The sequence below is a fragment of the Enterobacter cloacae complex sp. P47BA genome, from assembly GCF_014930485.1.
Taxonomy (GTDB): domain Bacteria; phylum Pseudomonadota; class Gammaproteobacteria; order Enterobacterales; family Enterobacteriaceae; genus Enterobacter; species Enterobacter bugandensis.
The window spans coordinates 256,612-277,595 of sequence record NZ_JADBRF010000002.1; the positions used below are offsets into that span (position 1 = coordinate 256,612).

Annotated in this window: 18 protein-coding genes; 1 reads left to right on the forward strand and 17 read right to left on the reverse strand. The window is 56.0% G+C overall.

Annotation, left to right across the window (positions count from 1 at the left end; all coding sequences use genetic code 11):
* Positions 1–11: 11 nt before the first annotated feature.
* The 17 genes from wzxC to IM299_RS04760 form a co-directional block, all read right to left on the reverse strand.
* Positions 12–1,490, reverse strand: coding sequence for a colanic acid undecaprenyl disphosphate flippase WzxC (wzxC, locus tag IM299_RS04680; RefSeq protein WP_044596701.1), 1,479 nt, complete (start codon positions 1,488–1,490; stop codon positions 12–14).
* A 1-nt stretch (position 1,491) separates the two neighbouring features.
* Positions 1,492–2,886, reverse strand: coding sequence for an undecaprenyl-phosphate glucose phosphotransferase (gene wcaJ, locus IM299_RS04685; RefSeq protein ID WP_041909129.1), 1,395 nt, complete (start codon positions 2,884–2,886; stop codon positions 1,492–1,494).
* A gap of 46 nt (positions 2,887–2,932) precedes the next feature.
* On the reverse strand, positions 2,933–4,303 hold the full coding sequence (cpsG, locus tag IM299_RS04690) for a colanic acid biosynthesis phosphomannomutase CpsG (protein WP_041909126.1): 1,371 nt from the start codon (positions 4,301–4,303) through the stop codon (positions 2,933–2,935).
* Positions 4,304–4,412: 109 nt separating this feature from the next.
* A complete protein-coding gene (gene cpsB, locus IM299_RS04695; RefSeq protein WP_028013792.1) occupies positions 4,413–5,849 on the reverse strand; it encodes a mannose-1-phosphate guanyltransferase in 1,437 nt (478 codons plus the stop codon).
* Positions 5,850–5,852: 3 nt separating this feature from the next.
* Positions 5,853–7,076, reverse strand: a complete 1,224-nt coding sequence (gene wcaI / locus IM299_RS04700; protein WP_193357105.1) for a colanic acid biosynthesis fucosyltransferase WcaI — start codon at positions 7,074–7,076, stop codon at positions 5,853–5,855.
* Positions 7,073–7,552 (reverse strand): GDP-mannose mannosyl hydrolase, encoded by a 480-nt coding sequence (locus IM299_RS04705; RefSeq protein ID WP_126546248.1) that lies wholly within the window; start codon positions 7,550–7,552, stop codon positions 7,073–7,075. Before IM299_RS04705 ends, wcaI begins: the two co-directional genes overlap by 4 nt.
* 2 nt (positions 7,553–7,554) lie before the next feature.
* Positions 7,555–8,520 carry a GDP-L-fucose synthase gene (locus IM299_RS04710; RefSeq protein WP_193357106.1) on the reverse strand — a complete coding sequence of 322 codons (966 nt, stop codon included), beginning with the start codon at positions 8,518–8,520 and terminating at the stop codon, positions 7,555–7,557.
* A gap of 2 nt (positions 8,521–8,522) precedes the next feature.
* Positions 8,523–9,644, reverse strand: coding sequence for a GDP-mannose 4,6-dehydratase (gene gmd / locus IM299_RS04715; RefSeq protein WP_003863514.1), 1,122 nt, complete (start codon positions 9,642–9,644; stop codon positions 8,523–8,525).
* 24 nt (positions 9,645–9,668) lie between these two features.
* On the reverse strand, positions 9,669–10,217 hold the full coding sequence (gene wcaF / locus IM299_RS04720) for a colanic acid biosynthesis acetyltransferase WcaF (protein WP_045260414.1): 549 nt from the start codon (positions 10,215–10,217) through the stop codon (positions 9,669–9,671).
* A 15-nt stretch (positions 10,218–10,232) separates the two neighbouring features.
* Positions 10,233–10,979 (reverse strand): colanic acid biosynthesis glycosyltransferase WcaE, encoded by a 747-nt coding sequence (gene wcaE / locus IM299_RS04725; RefSeq protein WP_041909116.1) that lies wholly within the window; start codon positions 10,977–10,979, stop codon positions 10,233–10,235.
* 16 nt (positions 10,980–10,995) lie between these two features.
* Positions 10,996–12,216 (reverse strand): colanic acid polymerase WcaD, encoded by a 1,221-nt coding sequence (gene wcaD, locus IM299_RS04730; protein WP_193357107.1) that lies wholly within the window; start codon positions 12,214–12,216, stop codon positions 10,996–10,998.
* Positions 12,191–13,408: a colanic acid biosynthesis glycosyltransferase WcaC gene (gene wcaC, locus IM299_RS04735; protein WP_126345314.1), complete on the reverse strand. Its 1,218-nt coding sequence runs from the start codon at positions 13,406–13,408 to the stop codon at positions 12,191–12,193. The genes wcaD and wcaC overlap by 26 nt, the downstream gene beginning before the upstream one ends.
* Entirely contained in the window at positions 13,405–13,896 is a 492-nt protein-coding gene (gene wcaB / locus IM299_RS04740) for a colanic acid biosynthesis acetyltransferase WcaB (protein WP_045260418.1), read from the reverse strand. Before wcaB ends, wcaC begins: the two co-directional genes overlap by 4 nt.
* Positions 13,896–14,738 carry a colanic acid biosynthesis glycosyltransferase WcaA gene (wcaA, locus tag IM299_RS04745; RefSeq protein ID WP_028013800.1) on the reverse strand — a complete coding sequence of 281 codons (843 nt, stop codon included), beginning with the start codon at positions 14,736–14,738 and terminating at the stop codon, positions 13,896–13,898. The genes wcaB and wcaA overlap by 1 nt, the downstream gene beginning before the upstream one ends.
* Before the next feature lie 116 nt (positions 14,739–14,854).
* Positions 14,855–17,017: a tyrosine-protein kinase Wzc gene (wzc, locus tag IM299_RS04750; RefSeq protein WP_193357108.1), complete on the reverse strand. Its 2,163-nt coding sequence runs from the start codon at positions 17,015–17,017 to the stop codon at positions 14,855–14,857.
* 2 nt (positions 17,018–17,019) lie between these two features.
* On the reverse strand, positions 17,020–17,463 hold the full coding sequence (wzb, locus tag IM299_RS04755; protein WP_041909108.1) for a low molecular weight protein-tyrosine-phosphatase Wzb: 444 nt from the start codon (positions 17,461–17,463) through the stop codon (positions 17,020–17,022).
* Positions 17,464–17,469: 6 nt separating this feature from the next.
* Positions 17,470–18,609, reverse strand: coding sequence for a polysaccharide export protein (locus IM299_RS04760; RefSeq protein ID WP_014170829.1), 1,140 nt, complete (start codon positions 18,607–18,609; stop codon positions 17,470–17,472).
* A 692-nt stretch (positions 18,610–19,301) separates the two neighbouring features.
* Here IM299_RS04760 and IM299_RS04765 point away from each other — a divergent pair.
* The gene (locus IM299_RS04765; protein WP_047363153.1) at positions 19,302–20,885 is read left to right on the forward strand and encodes a TerC family protein; all 1,584 of its coding nucleotides are present in this window, start codon (positions 19,302–19,304) and stop codon (positions 20,883–20,885) included.
* The last annotated feature ends 99 nt before the right edge of the window (positions 20,886–20,984 follow it).

Genomic DNA, 20,984 nt, shown 5'->3' on the forward strand with positions numbered 1-20,984 from the left:
CTCTTAAAGAACTAGCCTGCGCGAAGCAGCGTTTTCATTTTTTCGTTACGGCAAAACTGGCGCTTCATCTCTACCACCAGCGCGTTGCGCGACAGCACAATCATCACGCCAAACGCCAGCGCGCCCGCGGCAACCTGCACCGCCAGCAGCGCGGCCAGCGGCAGATGCCCGCTGAGGATAATGCCCAGACCGTAGCTCACCGCCAGGGTCGGCAATGAGAGATAGAACGGCAGCCACAGGCTCAGGATGTACTGACGGTAGCTGGAGCCCAGCACCGGTTTGATCATGATGAAGTAGCTCAGAACGGTATTGACGATCTGCACCAGCAGGAAGCCCAGCGTGACGCCGATGGCGCCCGCCATATGCCCGCCGACGATAATCGCCGGAATAAACAGGAAGGTTTTGAACACGTTGAATTTAAAGCTGATATCCACGCGCGCCTTCGCCATCAGCAGAGAACCAATCGGATTGCCCACGGAGCGTAGCAGCCCCACCACGCACAGCAGCTGCAGGATCGGGATAATGCCGTTCCACTTCTCGCCAAACACCAGTGGCACGAAGTTGCTGGAAACCACCATCAGCCCCAGCAGCACCGGGAAGTTGATAATCCCCACCACGGAAAGCAGCTTGTAAAAGTTGACGCGCAGCTTCTCGGTGTCGTCCTGAATCTTGGCGAACGCCGGGAACAGCACGCGAGTGATAATGGGGTTCAGCTTCATAGGAGGAACAACCGCAACGTTATAGGCCAGGTTGTAGCCCCCCGCCACGCTCGCGCCCAGGATGCGCGCCAGCACCAGCGTCGAGAGATTGGTATTCACATAGTTAATAATGCTGTCCGCCGTCAGCCACGCGCCAAAGCGCAGGTTGGACGAGACGGACGCGAGAGAGAAGTGCAGCCCCGGACGATAAATCTTGCGGCCAAAGTAGCCGAACAGCAGCGTACGCACGGCAGAGTTAACCAGGTAACCGAGGATGGCGGTCATCGCCAGCGGCCAGAAATGGGCGCTCACCACGGTAAAGGTAAAGCCCGCCAGCACCGCGCTGGTTTCAATCATGCCGATTTTATTGAACTCCAGCTCTTTCTGCATCAGCGCGCGGAACTGCTGCCCGTGGGGGATCACCACAAAGGCAAACGACAGCGTGCGCATCAGCGGGGCGAGATCCGGGTTGTGCAGCACGCTGGCGATGGTGTCGCTCAGCAGGAACACCAGCACGAAGACGAAAATCCCCAGCCCCACGTTCAGCCAGTAGAGCGTGGTCAGCTCAAGATGGCTGATCTCTTTGCGCTGGATAATCGAGTTGGCGATACCGAAGTCAGACAGCGTGTCGGCCAGCGCGATAATCACCAGCGAGACGGTCAGCAGGCCGAACTGGTGGTTATCGATAATGCGCGCCAGCACCGTCATCTGCACCAGGCCGAGGCCAATGATGACGATGGTCGCCATCGCTGACCACTTGGCGCCGCTGATGGTTTTTTCACGTAAGCTCATCTTAGTACGCCGCTTTGTTCACGAAACCTTTGAAGATGGTCAGAAAAACAATCTTGATATCGAACCAGAGGCTCCACTCGCGGATGTACTCCAGATCGAACTCGATGCGTTTTTCCATTTTTTCCAGCGTGTCGGTCTCGCCGCGCCAGCCGTTGATCTGCGCCCAGCCGGTGATGCCCGGCTTCACCTTATGGCGCAGCATGTAGCCTTCAATCAGCGAACGGTACTGCTCGTTATGCGCCACCGCGTGCGGACGCGGGCCAACAATCGACATGCCGCCGGTAAAGACGTTGATGAACTGCGGCAGCTCGTCAAGCGAAGTGCGACGCAGGAAGTTCCCCACGCGGGTGACGCGCGGATCGTTCTGCGTCGCCTGGGTCACCACCTTGTCGTTCTCCATCACCTTCATGGAGCGGAATTTCCACACCATGATCGGCTTACCGTCCATGCCGTAGCGGGTCTGACGGAAGATAACCGGGCCGGGAGAGCTCAGCTTCACCGCCAGAGCGATGCAGCACAGCACCGGGGAAATGAGCAGTAAAATCAGGGAAGAGAGTACGATATCTTCCACACGCTTGAGCACGCGGTTAATACCCGACAGCGGCGTGTCGTACAGCGGTACCACCGGCACGCCGTTCACCTCTTCAATGCGGGAGTGCAGAATGTTGAAGGTAAAGACGTCCGGGATCAGGATCACCGAACAGGTGGTGTCCGCCAGCTCGCGCATCAGCTGCTTGATGCGGGTTTCGTCTTTCATCTGCATGGCGATATAGACGTTATGAATTTTTCCGGCCTTCGCGTCTTCAATCAGCTGCGCGTAATTGCCCGCCCAGTCCGCAGGCACGCCGCCCGGCTTCGCGTCGTGGTAAATCCCCACCACTTCAAACCCTAACCACGGCTCTTTGCGGAAGCTGTCGAGCAGCACTCTCCCGACCGGTAAATCACCCGCTACGGCGACGAAACGACGGTTATAGCCGCGGTTACGCAGCCAGCCCGCGCCAAAGCGGATCAGGGAACGGCACACTACCATGCCGACGCTGGTTAGCAGGTACCAGCAGAGATAGGTCACGAAGCGGTTGTCAAAATCATGGCTGAACGCCACCAGACCGGCGCTGAAGATCAGGCTCAGAGTCCAGTTCTGCAGCAGCAGCATCAGTTCGGTGGTCATTTTCACGCCGCGCCACGAGCGGTAGAAATCGGTCATCCCGCCGATCATCTGAAACACAACCAGCGCAATCAGGGCCATCAGAAGATGCATATATAAGAACGGCAGCCCGCTGATCCGACACACCGCCCACAATCCACCGACCATGATGGTGATATCAGAAAAACGCTGCACCATAGAGATTAACGATGCATTCGTTCTCGCTCGTTCGCGTTTTTTTAGATTCGTCATCGTTGTTCCTGTATTCGGTTCCCCCTCCCGCCGGGAGGGGCAATTGTTACTGATTCAACAGCGCCAGAATGTCCTTCGTTCGGGCTTCCATCAGCGCCGTATCAGCGCGGGATTCCACGTTCAGGCGCACCACCGGCTCGGTGTTGGACGAACGCAGGTTAAAGCGCCACTGCGGGAACGCCATGCTGATGCCGTCCGTACGGTCAATCTCCAGCGCGTGAATGGCAAAGTGCTGTTCAACGCGGGCAATCGCCTCGGCCGGCTGCGCCAGCTTGCTGTTGATCTCCCCGCTCGCCGGGAATGCCGCCATGCGGTCGCGCACCAGCTCGCCCAGGCTCTGTCCTTTCAGGCACAGCAGCTCGGTCACCAGCAGCCACGGGATCATCCCGCTGTCGCAGTAGGCAAAATCACGGAAATAGTGGTGCGCGCTCATCTCGCCGCCGTAGATGGCGTCTTCTTCGCGCATGCGCTCTTTGATGAAGGCATGGCCGGTTTTAGACATCACCGGCTCGCCGCCCGCGGCCTTCACCACGTCGACGGTGTTCCAGGAAAGACGCGGATCGTGAATGATCTTCGCGCCCGGGTTTTTCTCCAGGAACGCTTCCGCCAGCAGGCCAACGATGTAGTAGCCTTCGATAAACTGCCCTTTCTCGTCAAACAGGAAGCAGCGGTCGAAGTCGCCGTCGAAGGCGATGCCCATATCGGCACCGTGCTCAATCACCGCGTTACGGGTGTCGTCGCGGCACTCCGGCAGCAGCGGGTTAGGAATACCGTTCGGGAAGTTACCGTCCGGCGTGTTGTGTACCTTGACGAAGGTCACCGGCACGTTCAGCGCCTTAAAACGGGCTTCCAGCGCATCGACAACCGGGCCTGCCGCGCCGTTGCCGGAGTTGATGACCAGCTTCAGCGGCTTGAGGTTCGCCACGTTGATGTAGCCCAGCAGGTGGTCGATGTACTCTTTCTGCAGGTTAATCTGCTTGTAGCTGCCGCGCTTCGCGTCGTTCACCGGCGGGAAGTCGTTGGCTTCCGCAAGGCGCTGCACGTCGCGCAGACCGGTGTCGCCGCTAATCGGGCGCGCGCCCTTGCGCACCAGCTTCATGCCGTTGTAGTCCATCGGGTTGTGGCTGGCCGTCACTTCGATACCGCCGTCCACGCCGAGGTGGAAGGTGGCAAAATAGATCTCTTCGGTACCGGACAGGCCGATGTCCAGCACGTCCACGCCCGCGTCCTGCAGCCCTTTTGCCAGCGCCAGCTTCAGGGATTCGCTGGTCAGACGCACGTCGCCGCCCAGCACGATGGTCTTAGGTTTTAAATATTCGCCGTACGCGCGACCGATGCGCCACGCGATGTCTTCATTCAGCTCTTCGCCCAGCTTGCCGCGAATATCGTAGGCTTTAAAACAGGTTAATTTTTCCATGATGACCCCTTTTTCAGGCAACAGTTGGCCCTGACCACTTAATGGCCAAATTTATTTTTGTCATTCGTAGGCCCGGCAGGCGCAGCGCCGCCGGGCATGATGCTGCGTGCTACACGCGGCCGTAGCGATCCTGGAAGCGCACAATATCGTCCTCTTCCAGATACGAGCCGGAGCGCACCTCAATTAAATCGAGAGGAATTTTTCCCGGGTTTTCCAGACAGTGCGTGGCGCCCAGCGGAATATAAATGGACTCGTTTTCTCCCAGCAGCTTCACTTCGCCGTCGATGGTGACTTTGGCCGTACCCGCCACCACCACCCAGTGTTCAGCGCGGTGATGGTGCATCTGCACCGACAGCCCCTCGCCCGGCTTCACGGTGATGCGCTTCACCTGATAGCGGTCGCCCGCGTCGATGGAGTCATATTTGCCCCACGGACGGTACACTTCACGGTGGATGTGGTGTTCGTGACGGCCATCGGCCTTGATCTTCTCAACCACTTTTTTAACGTCCTGCACGGCATTACGGTCGGCAATCAGCACGGCGTCTTTGGTCTGGACCACAACAAGATCTTTTACCCCAACCGTGGTGACCAGGCCGGACTCGGCGTAGACGTAGCTGTTTTCCGTTTTGTGGCTAATAACATCGCCGTGATGGACGTTACCCTCCGGGGTATGGGCGCTGATCTCCCACAGGGAGGACCAGGATCCAACATCGCTCCAGCCCGCATCCATCGGTACCACGACGGCGTCAGCCGTGCGTTCCATTACCGCATAGTCAATGGACTCTTCCGGACAGGCGAGGAACGCCTCTTCATCCACGCGGATAAAGTCGAGATCCGGGTCCACCACCGCCATCGCTTTTTCGCAGGCGTTCAGAATATCCGGGCGGTATTTACGCAGCTCTTCGAGATAGCGTCCGGCGCGGAACAGGAACATCCCGCTGTTCCAGTAATATTCACCGCTGGCGACATAGGCCTGGGCGGTTTCGAGATTCGGTTTTTCGACAAACTGCGCCACGTCAAACGCCACGCTATCGCCCTCACCCGGCGTTACGCTGCCGCGACGGATGTAACCGTAGCCGGTTTCCGGCAGATCCGGCACGATGCCGAAGGTCACCAGCTTGCCGCTCTCGGCGTAAGGGATCGCGGCACGCACCGCGTCGCGGAATGCGTCTTCCTGCTGGATAACGTGATCTGCCGCCAGGACCAGCATCAGCGGGTCACAGTCAGGGCTGCTGCGTTTTGCCGCCAGCGCCGCCAGGGCGATCGCGGGCGCGGTATTACGTCCGGCAGGCTCCAGGATGATGTTTTCCGTGAGCTTATTCAGCTGGCGCAGCTGCTCGGCAACGATAAAGCGGTGCTGTTCGTTACAAATCACCACCGGGCTTTCACACTCCACGCCGTGCAGACGGTTTACCGTCGTCTGCAGCATGGTGAGATCCCCTTTCAGGCAGAGGAACTGTTTTGGATAGAGCACGCGGGACAGCGGCCACAACCGGCTACCAGAGCCACCAGCCATCACAACCGGATACAAAGTGGTTTGACTCATGATTTATCCCCGTATATCTGCAATAAATTGGCTCAGCACGTTCTCTTTCTCGAGCGTGCGTTCGGCATATTCACGTGCCACCGTGTTCACTTTTGGCATGGCGAGTGCCTGTTCAATGCCGGTGACCAGCGCGGGAACGGATTCCGGCTCCACGCACACGGCAATCCCCGGATAGCTGCCACACAGCTGGCCTAATTCAGTTTCGGCTTCCGCCGTAATCACCGCGTTACCGCCCACTGCCAGAATGTTGGTCAGCTTGGACGGCAGCACCGCATCCGCCGCGCCGCGTTTTTGCACGACCAGATGGCAATCCGCCATTTTCAGCAGCGCGGGCAGCGCATCGTACGATTGCAGCGGGAAAAACTTCACGTTGGTCAGGCCGCGTTCACTGGCCATCTTCTCCAGCCGCGCTTTTCCCCCGCCCTGTCCGACAATCACAAACGTCCACGGCTGTTCGATCAGCAGACGGGCCGCTTCAATAACGCTCTCAAGCCCCTGCTTTTCGCCGATGTTGCCTGAGTAAAGAATGATTTTTTGGTCTTCAGGCAAACCGAGCCGGGCGCGCAGCGCCTGAGCCTCTTGCTCCGTCACGTCGCGAAAACGCGCCACTTCGGACCAGTTCGGGAAGAAGATCACCTTCTCCGCCGGGACGCCCTTCTCCTGCGCTTTGTTCATCATCGAGCGCGAGATCGTTGAGACGTAATCCACGTTATGCAGGCCGCTGCGCTCAAAGGCGCTGGCGAGCTTCGCCACCTTGCCGCCCTTGCCTTTCCCGGCCATACCCAGACCGAGCATGGCGTCCACTTCATAATCCTGAATGTGCAGCAGGGTGCGCGCGCCGGAGAGTTTTCCCAGCAGGCGCATGCCCGGCGTGCAGAACAGCGTCGGCACCACGCCAATGATGCGATCCGGCTTCCAGCGACGCTGCGCCATCAGCGGGAAGAAACTGCTGAGGGCAAAGCTGCCCAGATGAATTAAACGTTTCAGCGTCGAGGGCTGCTTCGGCACGTAGAGCGGGCAGCGCCAGACGGTCGCGGCCCCCTCTTCACGGCGATAGCGCCAGCTGGAATAGCGTTCGCCTACCTTCCACTCCGGGTAGTACGGCGGGGCAGTAATCACCCGCACGTCATGTCCCTGGCTCGCCATCCACTCGACCATCTCGCCGGTGTATTTCCCGATGCCGGTTAATTCCGGCGAATAGTTAATGCCATACACAAGGATCTTCATAAACCCGGCACCCCGGACTGACGTTCTGCGAGGAAGTACGCTCGACTGTTATCGTGAACGTTATCGCTCGCCAGCAGCGCCTCTGGCGTCTGCCAGCGGTAGTCGTCATGCTGAGAATCAGGCAGACGCAGGTCTGCCTCACTCACCTTCAGGCGGAACCCCAGCACGATGTAGTGCGTGGAGAACCCGGTGCCTGAAAAGTTATCGTCATAGAAGTGCTGCCAGACCCCGTAAAACTGGCCTGCCGCCATTGGCAGCTGCAGACCCAGCTCCGCCAGAGTGAGACGCTCAAACGCATCGGTAAGCCGCTCATCCTTCTGCACGCGCCCGCCGGGCACGAACCAAAAGCCCTGTGCAGGACGATTGGTTCGTTTCCCCAGCAAGAACTCGCCGCGTTCGTTCTCCACGATCAGATCAATTGAGATCAGCGGAGTAGAACGCACTACCGTGGCAAAATCTTCCTGACTTAAAAACATCATTACCCCCGGAAGCGGTGCTGGTTTTCCAGGAACCACTGGTAGGTGCTGGCCAGCCCCTGCTCCAGTGACACCTCGTGATACCAGCCCAGCTGGTGCAGGCGGGTCACGTCCAGCAGTTTGCGCGGCGTGCCGTCCGGTTTGGTCGCGTCAAACACCACGCGGCCCTTGTAGCCCACCACCTGCGCGATGGTCTGCGCCAGCTCGCGGATGGTGCAGTCCACGCCGGTACCCACGTTAATGTGCGACAGCATCGGCTCGGTGTTTTCCTGCCACACCTCGCGATCCAGCTCCATCACGTGAATGCTGGCAGCCGCCATGTCGTCCACGTGCAGGAACTCGCGCATTGGCGTTCCGCTGCCCCACACCACCACGTCCGGGGCGTTTTCGGCAGTCGCCTCGTGGAAGCGACGCAGCAGCGCCGGGATCACGTGCGAGTTGCTCGGGTGGAAGTTGTCGTGCGGTCCGTACAGGTTGGTCGGCATCACCGAGCGATAGTCGCGGTTGTACTGACGGTTGTAGGATTCACACAGCTTGATCCCGGCAATTTTGGCAATCGCATACGGCTCGTTAGTGGCTTCCAGCGTGCCCTGCAACAGCTCGCTCTCGGCAATCGGCTGCTTCGCCATCTTCGGGTAGATACAGGATGAACCGAGGAACAGCAGCTTGTTCACGTTGTGCAGATGCGCCGCATGAATGATGTTGCTCTCGATCATCATGTTCTCGTAGATGAAATCCGCCGGGTAGGTGTTGTTAGCGACAATGCCGCCCACCTTCGCCGCCGCCAGATACACCTGGTCAATGCGTTCGTTCGCAAAGAAGTCCTGTACCGCACGGTTGTCGAGCAGGTTCAGCTCGTCACGGGTGCGGACAATCACCTCTACGTCACCGCGCTGTTCCAGCTGGCGGACAATCGCGGAACCCACCATTCCGCGATGACCGGCGACAAAAATACGTTGTTTTGTCATTCTCAGGACTCCAGCGCGATGGCAACCTCGTAGCCATGAGACTTGAGCAGGGAGTGTTTTTTCGCTGCTTCAAGGTCTTTGGCCACCATCTCGGAAACCATCTCCTGCAGAGTGGTTTCTGGTTTCCAGCCCAGCTTCTCGTGCGCTTTGGTTGGGTCGCCCAGCAGGGTTTCTACTTCAGCAGGACGGAAGTAGCGCGGATCAACCTGGACAATCACGTCGCCTGGCTTCACGCCTGGCGCGTCGTGGCCGGTCACGGACACAACGATACCCTTCTCTTCCACACCCGTGCCTTCGAAGCGCAGTTTGATGCCCAGCTGCGCCGCAGCCATCTCAACGAACTGACGCACGGAGTACTGCACGCCGGTCGCGATAACGAAGTCTTCTGGCTGTTCCTGCTGCAGCATCATCCACTGCATTTTCACGTAGTCTTTGGCATGGCCCCAGTCACGCAGGGAGTCCATGTTGCCGAGGTGCAGGCAAGATTCCAGACCCTGAGCAATGTTGGCGATCGCGCGGGTGATTTTACGAGTCACGAAGGTTTCGCCGCGGCGAGGGGATTCGTGGTTGAACAGAATGCCGTTACAGGCGTACATACCGTAGGATTCACGGTAGTTCACGGTGATCCAGTAGGCGTACAGTTTTGCTACCGCATACGGAGAGCGCGGGTAGAACGGCGTGGTCTCTTTCTGTGGAATTTCCTGCACCAGGCCGTACAGCTCGGAGGTAGATGCCTGGTAGAAGCGAGTTTTCTTCTCGAGACCGAGGAAGCGAATCGCCTCCAGCAGACGCAGGGTACCCATGGCGTCAACGTCAGCGGTGTATTCCGGGGACTCGAAGGAGACCGCTACGTGGCTCATCGCCCCCAGGTTGTACACTTCATCCGGCTGTACTTCCTGCAGGATACGAGTCAGGTTGGAGGTATCGGTCAGGTCGCCGTAGTGCAGGTGGAATTTCGGGTTCGCCGCGTGAGGATCCTGATAGATGTGATCCACACGTTCGGTGTTGAAAGAAGACGCACGACGTTTAATACCATGCACTTCATACCCTTTCTCCAGCAGCAGTTCTGCCAGGTAAGAACCATCCTGCCCGGTAACGCCGGTGATGAGAGCGACTTTAGACATGTTTATATTCCTCTACTTATGAATTTAATCAGTTTCAACGCGTTCGCGTATCACCACTGCGGGGTTGCCACGGCAAACTTTATTTGCCGGTAGCGATTTAAAAACGCTGCTGCGGGCACCGACTACCGTGCCATCGCCAACAGAAATACCTGGTGCAACAAAAACATCCGTTGCCAGCCAGCACTTCTCACCGATCACAATAGGCGAAGCGGTAATATCAAAATGCGGGCTCATAAAGTCGTGGCTGCCGGTGCACAAATAACACTTCTGTGAAACCACCGAATTTGCGCCAATCGTAATCTCGCCCAGGGTATATAACACCGCGTCATCCCCTACCCAGGCGTAATCTCCGAGGGTTAATTTCCAGGGGTAGGTAATCTTTACCGAAGGTCGAATAACTACGTTTTTTCCGATTTTTGCGCCAAACAGGCGCAATAAAAAGGCTCGCCAGCGGTACAGTATTTGCGGCGACCAGGCAAATAAGGTTGCCTGAACCGCCCACCACAGCTGTACCTTAATACCGTTCCCGCCCCGAAAACCTTTCGGTACGGAGAAACCTTTTAAATCCTGCATTGCGTTTCCTTATATTCAGGCTTTGTTATATAAGGTTTTTGTTTTACCTGTCGTACGCAGGCGTAATAAATAAGACAATTCCGCCCAGAATCCCGGCACGCGTAATATTTGACGCTGCACCTTTTTTGCATCCTGGCATAATTCCAGATTATTAGACGTTGACACGCCACCCATCGAAAATTCAGACACCAGCCCTTTAATTCGACGGAATGGGTAACCTGATTTATACAGGCTGGCGGCCAGCGCATAATCGGATGACACCTTGTACTGCAAATCGTAAGGCTGTTTTTTCAGACCGTTTACCGGGAAGAAAATGGCCTGATGGCTGGCCGGCAGGCTGTGGTAGATATACCAGCCTGGCTTGGCGCTGCGGCAGACTTTATGCCCGTCGCCAAAATCGAGCAGCGCATCGCCAATATACATGGCATCCTCTTTCTGGCGCGCCAGCTGACGAGCAAACAACGCCACGTCGTCGTGGAAAATATCGCCGGAGTTGAGGAAGATGGCATAACGGCCCTGGGCCATAGAAATGCCCTTGTTCATCGCATCGTAGATGCCTTTATCTTTCTCGCTGATGTAGCGTAAGTTGAACTCACCGTTGAGTTTTTCCAGAAACTCCGCCGTGCCATCGTTCGAGCCGCCGTCGACCACGATCCACTCAAAGGTGAGGCTTGGATCGCGCGCCAGGTTGCGCAGCGAGCGCCAGGTTTTTACCACCCCTTCGTAATTACGAAAAGCGACAGTAATGACGCTAAGAAACATAAATCACCTCATTTCGTCATACGTTCGTAATATTAAGCGCCTTACGCAAAATAAACGGACAGACAATCAAGAAAGCATATTCCGGGCTAAATATTGACCCGGTAAAAAACAGCGACACCGGCGTAAAAAGATAAAGCTGCACGCGGAAGTTCTGGTTATCACCAAACGCGTTGATCATCATTTTGAAAACTTTAAACAGATACCACAGCGTCAACAGTACGGCGAACCACGAAAAATAAATAATTAACAGATACAGACCATTGTCTATGGTTTTACCGACATCCGCACCGTTAAAGATTCCGAATGATGCAACATATTCGTAAAGTGAGCCGAATCTTACTACACCATCGATATGGGTTAAGGAATAACCCACCATCACCAGCGGACCAATGATGCGATAATAGGACGATGACCCTTCCGTTCCCAAATCACCCAGACGTTCTGAAATGTACGGAAACGCGAATATGACGCCCACTAAAAATACCGTCAGAGAGATTATCGCCAGCGGCAGTTTTTTCTTAATCGCATCTTTGTTCAGGTACTGGAACGCCCACTCCAGCAGGTAAAACAGGATAAATGTCATTACCCCTGAGAACGATCCAGACAGAACGATTCCTGCAAGAATCATAGCATCGGTCTTAGGCGTTTTGATACCAAACTGTTTGATGCTGAGCCAAATTGAGATTAACGCCAGAGCGAAAAACGCCGGTTCAAAATAGAGCGCCGTTGTACGCTTCCCACCAAACTTAATGAAGTTCAGTACATAGCTGTTACTGTAAATGAGATATTTCGAAATTATCTCCATCAGGCTGCTGCCACCGGTCAAAATAATCTGCGCCATTTCCAGTGCGGCAAGCACAACAATTAACGCAACGGCAATATAAAAGAACCTGAGGATTTTCCGATAATTGTGCAGCGAAATAGTTTTGAAGCGAATACTCCAGACCATGCCAATAATAATAACGATATAAACAAACAGCATGGTTGAAGTGACGTATTTACTGGCATCCAGCGACTGGCCAAAGATGTAGTTAAACAGCGTCAGGCCCGTGCCCAGCCCCAGGGCAATCATCAGCTTCTTCAGGTTGATTTTATCGACATACAGCAGAAGCAGAACGGGCAAAAAAGTTACGATGGTTATCGGGAAGCTTTCGCCGAGCTGGGCAATTTTGACGTTGACCAGCAGGTAGATCAGCGGCAGCAGCAGATAACTACAGATTCTGATAGAACGAGACATACTCCTCCAGCATCTGTTGTCCACTGTAGGCCTTGCGGCTGCGGTTGCGGAACGATTCCAGGTCAGTGCCAAAAACGGCCTCGGCGATCTGCGCCTTCGGCAACTGCACCAGAGGCAGGACCTCGTGCCCGGCGAAGGTTTTTCCGCCAGATTTTTCCAACACTTCGCGCGCTGCATCGCTGTGGGTGGCAATCACCGGCACGCCGATGGAGAGCGCCTCGCAGAGGATCAGCGGGTAATTATCCACACGAGAGCTGAACACCAGCGCGTCCATACCATTCAGGGCACTCATCAGCTTGCGCTTGTCGGTTTCAAACCCGTGATTCACCACGTTAGCGCCTTCGAACGGCGAGAATTTGCCAAAGGTATGCAGTTCAATTTTGTCGCCGAGCGCCATCATGTCGCGCACCAGCTGCTGGTTAGTTTTGCCGTCGTAGCGCAGATCGTGCGCAACGATGGCAATTTTCGGTTTGCCCGCGGTTTCCGCCACCGGCGTCAGCTCGGCCAGGATGGCTTCCGTCGCCACGTCGATACCGTTGTTGATAATCTGACAGCGCCCTGCCCCATACAGGCTGTTGAAGGCGTCGGCCACGTGCTGGCTCGGGGAGATAAACGTGCAGCCGAGCGAAAGCATGTCGCGGAACAACTGACGCTTTCCGTCTACCAGCTGATGCGCGCGATCCACCTTCACCGGCGGATAGTTGCTCAACGTCGGGCATTTCTGGCAGCTATCTTTCCAGCCTTCGCAGCCGTCGGTAAACGCGCAGCGTCCGGTTACGCTCCAGTGATCGTGCAGCGTCCAGACGAAGCGGGTGTCGGGCTTGTGGGCCTGCACCTTCTGACAAAACGCCACCACCTCTTCCAGATTCAGCCAGTAACTGTGAAGGACGTGAAAATGCAGCACAACCGGGCCGCTGGTGCGGGTCACGGTGCGATATAGACTGTTCAGGTTGCCAAACAGATCGCGGTTAAACAGGCGGAACAGCGCAATGTTGGCAACAGAGGTCAGACGCGGCGTGTGCTTGTGCACCTGCGGGAAGTTATCATGGCTGACGCTTTTCTTGCCGCCCTTGCCATAGCCGTAAATAAACCGGGACTGAAGTCCTTTTTGCAGGGCACGCTGGTGCAGATCCAGCGCCACGCCAGCCGCTCCGCCTTCTGCGAGGCGTACGTTAAATTGCAGAATGTTCATTTAATCACCTTCACGCGGGCTTTCTCACCCACCACCAGCGCGTTATCCGGAATGCTGTCCAGCACCACGCTGCCCGCCCCGATCGTCACGTTGTTACCAATCGTAATGTCGCCAATCATCACCACGTTCGCCCCCAGCTCGACGTTATTGCCGATCACCGGGCAGGCCAGGCTGTCCGGCCCGCGGTTGCCGATCGTCACCCCGTGGCGAATGGTGAAATCATCGCCCGCAACCACGAACTTGTTGATCACCACCGCATAGCCGTGGTGGATGGTAAAGCGGCGGCCAATGGTGGCAGCGGCCTGGATTTCATAGCCAAAAAAGCATTCGGTGATGATGCGGTACAGCACCAGAATCGGCGCCGCCCAGATATTGTTCAGTACGTTTTTCTTGCGCCACACCGAGCAAAAGTGCGCGATGCGGTACGCCAGAACCATGCAGCACGGGCGCAGGCTCCAGCTGTTTGCGCGGCAATCTTCCAGAAACATTATTTCCCCCGAAGCCCGTCAGCCAGACGCTTGCCGTTACGCACCGACAGCAGCGTCAGCAGGGTGCGCCAGTTCATGCGCTTATTGCGGATCTGATACAGGGTAAAGAGCTGATACTTGCGGCTGGCACGGTCAAACTTGTCCTTGTGCTTGCGGTAAAAATGGAAGTAGCCTGAAAACTTCTTCGGTGAGGAGGTGATCTGCATCTCCCCGTGGTTGATGTGCAGGATCTGCGTGGCCTCTTCCACTTTCCACGGCTCGCCGTACTCCACCACCATCCGCAAGAAGATGTCGTAATCCTGCGCGGCCTTCAGTTCGGTATCGAACAGGCACTCTTTAAAGCGCCACGCCCAGGTAAAGACCTGATTACCGATAATGTTGCGCTTGTAGAACAGGCGACGGGAGTACGGTGATTTCGGGTACAGCGGCAGGCTCGCGGGCTGCGAGTAAACCTCGCCCTGGCAGACATAGTCGTTGGCATACAGAAAAGCGTGCGTGACCAGCTGCTCTTTATGCGAAAGGAAGACGGACAGGCGGTTCGGCGTCCATTCGTCGTCATCGTCGATGCCGGTCAGATACTGCCCTTTGGCCTGCATAATCGCCTGATTACGCACCGCGCACGCCCCGGAGTTAATCGGGTTATGGGTATACATCACGCGTGGATCGTTGAGTTCGGTGACAAATTTTTGCAGCTGTTCATACGAGGAAGAGCAGTCATCAACGATGATCAGCTCCCAGTTATCGTAATCCTGACGTAACACCGACTTGATTGCGCGGATCGCCAGCTGCTGACGATTCCATGTCGGCATATAGATTGAAACTAAAGGGCGTTGTGTGGTCATCTTTTCCTCCTACCCCTCACCCCGGCCCTCTCCCCTGAGGGGAGAGGGTGAAAGGCGGCACCGGACAGTTCCCTCTCCCCTCTGGGGAGAGGGTTAGGGTAAGGGGGGGTGTTTTGTTATTTGCTGTCAGACTTGTATTCGTACTCGTAATAACCGTAATCCTGGTACCCGGTCGCACGACGGAAGATGGAGTTCAGGATGACCCCTTTCACCTCAATGCCGTTCTGCTCGAAGCGGCTCAGGCTGGTTTCCACTTCCTTCAGGGTATTCACCGCATAGCGTGCCACCATCAGCGTGGTACCCGCATGACGGCCAACCACGGCGGCATCGGTCACGGCCAGAATTGGCGGCGTATCGATCAGCACCAGGTCATAGTTTTTGCTCGCCCACTCAATCAGCTGGGTGAAGCGTTCGCTCATCAGCAGTTCAGACGGGTTCGGCGGCACCTGACCACGCGGGATCAGGTCGAATTTCGGAATCGAGGTCGGCTTGGCGCTCTGGCTAATCTCTCCCTGACCCAGCAGGATTTCCGACAGACCGTTCACATTGTTGGTACCCAGCAGTTCGTGGGTATAACCCTTACGCATATCACAGTCGATCAGCAGCACGCGCTTGTTGGTCTGGCTCACCACGGCCGCCAGGTTGGCACAGACAAAGGTCTTACCGATTGACGGGCTGACGCCGGTTAACATCAGGACGTTGTTTTTAGCCTGCATCATGGCGAAGTGCAGACTGGTACGCAGGCTGCGTATCGCTTCAATCGCCAGGTCGGTTGGGTTACCCACGGCCAGCAACTGGCTCTGTTTGTAACGCTTAACGCCCTTGATGGTCTTGACGCTGTCACGGGATTTTTGCCACTCAGACAGCGGAATGCTGGCATAGACGTTGATACCACTCTCTTCCAGCACCTGCGGGCTTTCGATGCCGCGGTTGAACAGCGAGCGCAGCAGGACGCCAACGATAGAGAGCATCAGGCCAAGAATAATGCTGCCAAGAATAATCAGCGCTTTCTTCGGCTTCAGCACGCCAGGCTGGGTAATGGCCGGGTCGACGATGCGCACGTCACCCACGGTGCTGGCCTCGGTGATTTTCAGCTCCTGCTGTTTGTTCAGCAGCTGCATGTAAACCTGCTGTCCGGACTCCACGTCGCGGGTCAGACGCACGATCTCCTGCTGCGTTTTCGGCATCGCGGTCACGCGGTCGTTCAGCTTCGCCTTCTCCTCTTCGAGAGTGCGGCGCTTCTCCAGCAGCGTGCGGTAGGCCGGGTGGCGTTTGGTGTAAAGCTTGGAAATCTCTGCCTCTTTGAAGGTCAGCTCGTTGAGCTGCGCATCAATATTCACCATCGAGTCGAGAACCGATTTCGCCTCCAGCGGCAGGTCGACGGAGTCTTTATCCTGACGGTAGGCGTTCAGCTTGTTCTCGGCATCGTCCAGACGGGCACGCACTTCCGGGAGCTGTTTAGCGAGGAACGCCAGGCTTTTCGCCGCTTCCGCCGACTTGCGCTCGACGTTCTGCTCAAGGTAGTTGCGGGTAATGCTGTTCAGGATGTCGCGAATTTGATCTTTATCTTCACCGGTAAAGGTCATGCTCAGCACGCCGGTGTCCTTACCGTTTTCGGTGACGGTCAGGTTGTTCTGCAGATTGTTGATCATCCCCAGCGTGGAGAATTTGGTGACGGTGAATTCACCGCCCTCCTGGGCGTGGATCGCGCTAACCATCATGCTAACGCCGTCTTTGTTCAGCATCTGCCCCACTTCGCCGCGTGCGCTAAAGCCCGCATCGCTGGTCAGCTGATACTGTTTCGGGCCCAGCACCGTCAGGGTAAAGGTTTGATCCCCCGCCCCTTTCGGCAGCACAAAGTCAGTGACTTTTACGGTGTCATTGTTGCGCCCCATCAGACGGTCCCAGCCGGCACCGAAGATCGGGAACGTATTTTTGGTGACGGAGATGTCGAGTCCGAGGTCGTGAACCGTTTTACCCAGCACCAGACGCGACTGGATCAGCTGAATTTCAGCGTCGGATGCTGGCGGTTTGTTCGCCAGCGCGGAGCCGATATCCTGCACCAGCGAGTTGCCGGTATTCTGCTCGATCTGCACCAGCGCGTCGGCGCTGTAGATAGGTGTGGCGAACAGCGTATACACGACGGCCGCTGCGGCAAACACGGCAGTAATGCCAAGCACCCACCACTTTGCCTCGATAACCGTGCCGACCAGGCGACCAATATCAATTTCATCACTGCCCGAAGTCGGGGCGGCAGAAGGTCTTGTTTTTTCTGTCATTGTTATCCCTGCTGAGCTTTCAGTGCCTGCGCCCACTGTTGGGCAGACTGGTCAAGTAAGGTGTAAACCGCCTCGAAGGCTTCATGGCTCTTGCGATACGGATCGGGGATTTCGCGTTCGTTGTCCCAGTGACCAAACAGCATCACCTTGCCGCGCATCTCCGGAGCGATATCGCATAGCGCATGAATATGCCGTTTTTCCATTGCCAGAATCAGGTCATACTCCCGGCACATGCGGCCGGTGACCTGGCGGGCGATATGCCCGTCAAGAGAGAGGTTGTGATCGCGGGCCACGCTCGCGGCGCGCTCGTCGGCACCTTTGCCCACCAGCGCGCCCAGCCCTGCGGACTCGACCGTTAACTCGGGCTGGTACTGTTTCAACAGCCGTTCAGCCGTGGGGGAACGGCAAATGTTCCCCACGCATACCACCAGAATTTTGTTAAACATCGCGGATTACCAGGTATGAATGTCGCGCGCCGTATCCGTCATGTAGCGAACGCCACTGATGGTTGGCAGCAACTGGTTGATCAGACGGTTCCAGCGGGCAACCGGCGCGGTGGTGACGTAAACCACATCGTATGGCTGGAGACGGAACTCCGTCGCCATCACCAGAGACGTCGCATCGGACATATCCAGCTGGTAGATGTTGGCAATCTTGCCCTTCGCGCTGCCTTCACCCTTCAGCGGACGGATGACGAAGATACCGGTCGCGTTAGAGGTGGTCAGATCGATACCTTCAGCATTGCCCAGCGCTTCGGTCAGGGTCATGCCGCTGAAGTCCATTTTGAGGGTGCTCTGTTTCTTCACTTCACCCATCACGAAGACTTTCAGATCGTCGTTGCGCGGTACGTAGAGAATATCGCCCGGATAGAGCAGGCGGTTCTGGGTCAGGTCGCCGTTTTGCATCAGCGCCTGCAGCGAAATGCGCTGCTCTTTGCCGTTGTGGGTCAGCACCACGTTGCGCCAGTCGGCGCCGTCAGTTAAGCCGCCCGCGGCGTTAATGGCGTCCAGAACGGTGAGCGGAACGTTGGTGATGGCCTGCTGGCCGGATTTGTTCACCTGACCGGAGATATAGGCTTTTTGCGAGCGGAATGCGGCGATATTAACGTCCACCTGCGGGTCGGCGATGTACTGCGCTAAGCGGCCGGTAATATCACTACGGATCTCGGCAAGCGTTTTCCCGGCGACATGTACTTTACCAATGTACGGATAGAACATGGTGCCATCTGACTGTACCCAGTTCCCGGTGTCGCTTGAGCTACGGTACTGGCCCGCTGGCGTGGTCAGTTCAGGGTGGTCCCAGACGGTCACGTTGATCACGTCGCCCGGCCCCACGCGATACTGATAGGAGGCAATTTCCTGGTCCAGAGACATATTCGGCTGGGCAACATTCGGACGTGGACGTAATTGTTCGACCAGACGTGGCGTAAGTGGATAAACATTCACCATTTTGTCGAGATCAAAATCGGCATCCTGTTGCTTGATCACATCCTTACCCATTGTTGACATATTGCTGCCGGGAAAGACCGTGCAACCACTCATCAAGGTCACAGACACCAATAATGGCATCAATTTCATTTTGGATTTCATCATTGATTATTTATCACTTTGGCAGAGTAATTATCCTGTGCAATTTAAATAAGCCTGAGACGTATTGGGTTTCAGCATGCAGTTAATCAAATAGAAATATAACTGGCATCAGTCCTAAAAAAAGCTTATTCATCCATTGGCTATTGACAGAATAATCGAGGCTGATTCACACGCTTTCAGGCACGCTACCGCCCTTGGCTTTCAGTTACCAATCCACTGACTAAACAATGTGTTATGGATAGACACCCTCTTGAGTAAGGTCTTCTGGAAATATATCAGCCGCTTGAAATACACAACGGATAATGAATGACCATTCCGAAGACCAAGACAATAATAGCAACAACAAGATTTAACATTTGATGCTGGGAGAATTGTTGCAGCTAACCTAATAGCAGGCAAGGAGACAACTGTCCTAATATCTGTTTTTAAGATTAATATTAAGAGCAAAGTTTTGACCTTTTAGGATTTTCTTTATATTGACAAAGAGAGAGTAAAAACCATTATCTGCGATATATCCTAAAAAGCACTCAGAATAATAAAATATACGTATTTTGCTTATTTACACTCACCTGAGACTGCTCTCTTTTTTACGCATCGTATTAAGAGAAATCTCAGCCCGACATTGCATTTTCCCCCAGCTTTATCCATGATCGAAGTGTGACATTCGTCATATAACAGAAGGTATTGCTATTACTATGGAATGGATTGCCGATCCATCAATCTGGGCCGGGCTGGTGACGCTGGTCGTCATCGAATTAGTGCTCGGTATTGATAATCTGGTGTTTATCGCCATCCTCGCTGAAAAACTGCCCCCTTCCCAGCGCGACCGCGCGCGCGTGACGGGTCTGCTGCTGGCGATGGTGATGCGTTTACTGCTGCTGGCCTCTATCTCCTGGATGGTCACGCTCACTCAGCCTCTGTTCTCCGTTCGCGGCCTGAGCTTTAGCGCGCGCGATCTGATCATGCTCTTCGGCGGGCTGTTCCTGCTGTTCAAAGCCACGGTGGAGCTTAACGAGCGGCTCGAAGGCAAGGACAGCGAGAACCCGACCCAGCGACGCGGGGCGAGATTCTGGCCGGTGGTGGCGCAAATTGTGGTGCTCGATGCAGTCTTCTCCCTGGATTCGGTGATTACCGCCGTCGGGATGGTGGACCATCTCGCCGTCATGATGGCCGCGGTAATCATCGCCATCACGCTGATGGTGATGGCGAGCAAAGCACTGACCCGCTTTGTGAACAGCCACCCGACAATCGTGATCCTCTGCCTCAGCTTCCTTCTGATGATTGGCTTCAGCCTGGTCGCCGACGGTTTCGGCTTCCACATTCCGAAAGGCTACCTGTACGCCGCCATTGGCTTCTCCGTCATGATCGAAGCGCTCAACCAGCTGGCGATATTTAACCGCCGCCGGTTTCTCTCCGCGAATCAGACCCTGCGCCAGCGCACGGCCGACACCGTGATGCGCCTGTTGAGCGGCAGGAAAGAGGATGCCGAGCTGGACGCCGAATCCTCTGCCCTGCTGGCCGATCACAGCGACGGGCAAATCTTTAACCCGCAGGAGCGGCTGATGATCGAGCGCGTGCTTAACCTGAATCAGCGCACGGTCAGCAGCATCATGACCTCCCGGCATGACATTGAGCATATTGACCTCACGGCACCAGAAGAGCAGATCCGCGCCCTGCTGGATAAAAACCAGCACACCCGCGTGGTGGTCACCGGCGGTGAAGAGGAAGAGGAGCTGCTGGGGGTGGTACACGTGATTGACCTGCTCCAGCAGCAGCTGCACGGCGAGCCGCTCAACCTGCGCGCGCTGGTACGCCAGCCGCTGGTCTTCCCGGAAGCGCTTCCGCTGCTCTCCGCGCTGGAGCAGTTCCGCAACGCGCGCACCCACTTCGCGTTTGTGGTGGATGAATTTGGTTCGGTGGAAGGGCTGGTCACGCTCAGCGACGTAATGGAAACCATCGCCGGTAATCTGCCAAACGAGGTGGATGAGATTGATGCCCGCCACGACATTCAGAAAAACGCTGACGGCTCGTGGACGGCCAACGGCCACATGCCGCTGGAAGACCTTGTGCAGTACGTGCCGCTACCGCTGGATGAAAAACGGGAATACCACACCATTGCCGGTCTGCTGATGGAGTATTTGCAGCGTATCCCGCAGCCGGGAGAAGAGGTTCAGGTGGGCGACTATCTGCTTAAAACCCTGCAGATTGAAAACCATCGCGTGCAGAAAGTGCAGCTTATTCCACTGCGGGATGAGGAAGAGCTGGATTTTGAGGTCTAGGTAAACCAAAACGGCAACCCCGTTGTAATGCCGATCAGTTAAGGATCGGTTGACCGATCCAGTGGCTGTGTAAGAATCCGGAAATGTTTACCCGTTTCC

Coding starts and splice junctions, on each gene's coding strand:
- wzxC (WP_044596701.1), bottom strand. CDS start 1,490: ATGAGCTTACGTGAAAAAACCATCAGCGGCGCCAAGTGGTCAGCGATG.
- wcaJ (WP_041909129.1), bottom strand. CDS start 2,886: ATGACGAATCTAAAAAAACGCGAACGAGCGAGAACGAATGCATCGTTA.
- cpsG (WP_041909126.1), bottom strand. CDS start 4,303: ATGGAAAAATTAACCTGTTTTAAAGCCTACGATATTCGCGGCAAGCTG.
- cpsB (WP_028013792.1), bottom strand. CDS start 5,849: ATGAGTCAAACCACTTTGTATCCGGTTGTGATGGCTGGTGGCTCTGGT.
- wcaI (WP_193357105.1), bottom strand. CDS start 7,076: ATGAAGATCCTTGTGTATGGCATTAACTATTCGCCGGAATTAACCGGC.
- IM299_RS04705 (WP_126546248.1), bottom strand. CDS start 7,552: ATGTTTTTAAGTCAGGAAGATTTTGCCACGGTAGTGCGTTCTACTCCG.
- IM299_RS04710 (WP_193357106.1), bottom strand. CDS start 8,520: ATGACAAAACAACGTATTTTTGTCGCCGGTCATCGCGGAATGGTGGGT.
- gmd (WP_003863514.1), bottom strand. CDS start 9,644: ATGTCTAAAGTCGCTCTCATCACCGGCGTTACCGGGCAGGATGGTTCT.
- wcaF (WP_045260414.1), bottom strand. CDS start 10,217: ATGCAGGATTTAAAAGGTTTCTCCGTACCGAAAGGTTTTCGGGGCGGG.
- wcaE (WP_041909116.1), bottom strand. CDS start 10,979: ATGTTTCTTAGCGTCATTACTGTCGCTTTTCGTAATTACGAAGGGGTG.
- wcaD (WP_193357107.1), bottom strand. CDS start 12,216: ATGTCTCGTTCTATCAGAATCTGTAGTTATCTGCTGCTGCCGCTGATC.
- wcaC (WP_126345314.1), bottom strand. CDS start 13,408: ATGAACATTCTGCAATTTAACGTACGCCTCGCAGAAGGCGGAGCGGCT.
- wcaB (WP_045260418.1), bottom strand. CDS start 13,896: ATGTTTCTGGAAGATTGCCGCGCAAACAGCTGGAGCCTGCGCCCGTGC.
- wcaA (WP_028013800.1), bottom strand. CDS start 14,738: ATGACCACACAACGCCCTTTAGTTTCAATCTATATGCCGACATGGAAT.
- wzc (WP_193357108.1), bottom strand. CDS start 17,017: ATGACAGAAAAAACAAGACCTTCTGCCGCCCCGACTTCGGGCAGTGAT.
- wzb (WP_041909108.1), bottom strand. CDS start 17,463: ATGTTTAACAAAATTCTGGTGGTATGCGTGGGGAACATTTGCCGTTCC.
- IM299_RS04760 (WP_014170829.1), bottom strand. CDS start 18,609: ATGATGAAATCCAAAATGAAATTGATGCCATTATTGGTGTCTGTGACC.
- IM299_RS04765 (WP_047363153.1), top strand. CDS start 19,302: ATGGAATGGATTGCCGATCCATCAATCTGGGCCGGGCTGGTGACGCTG.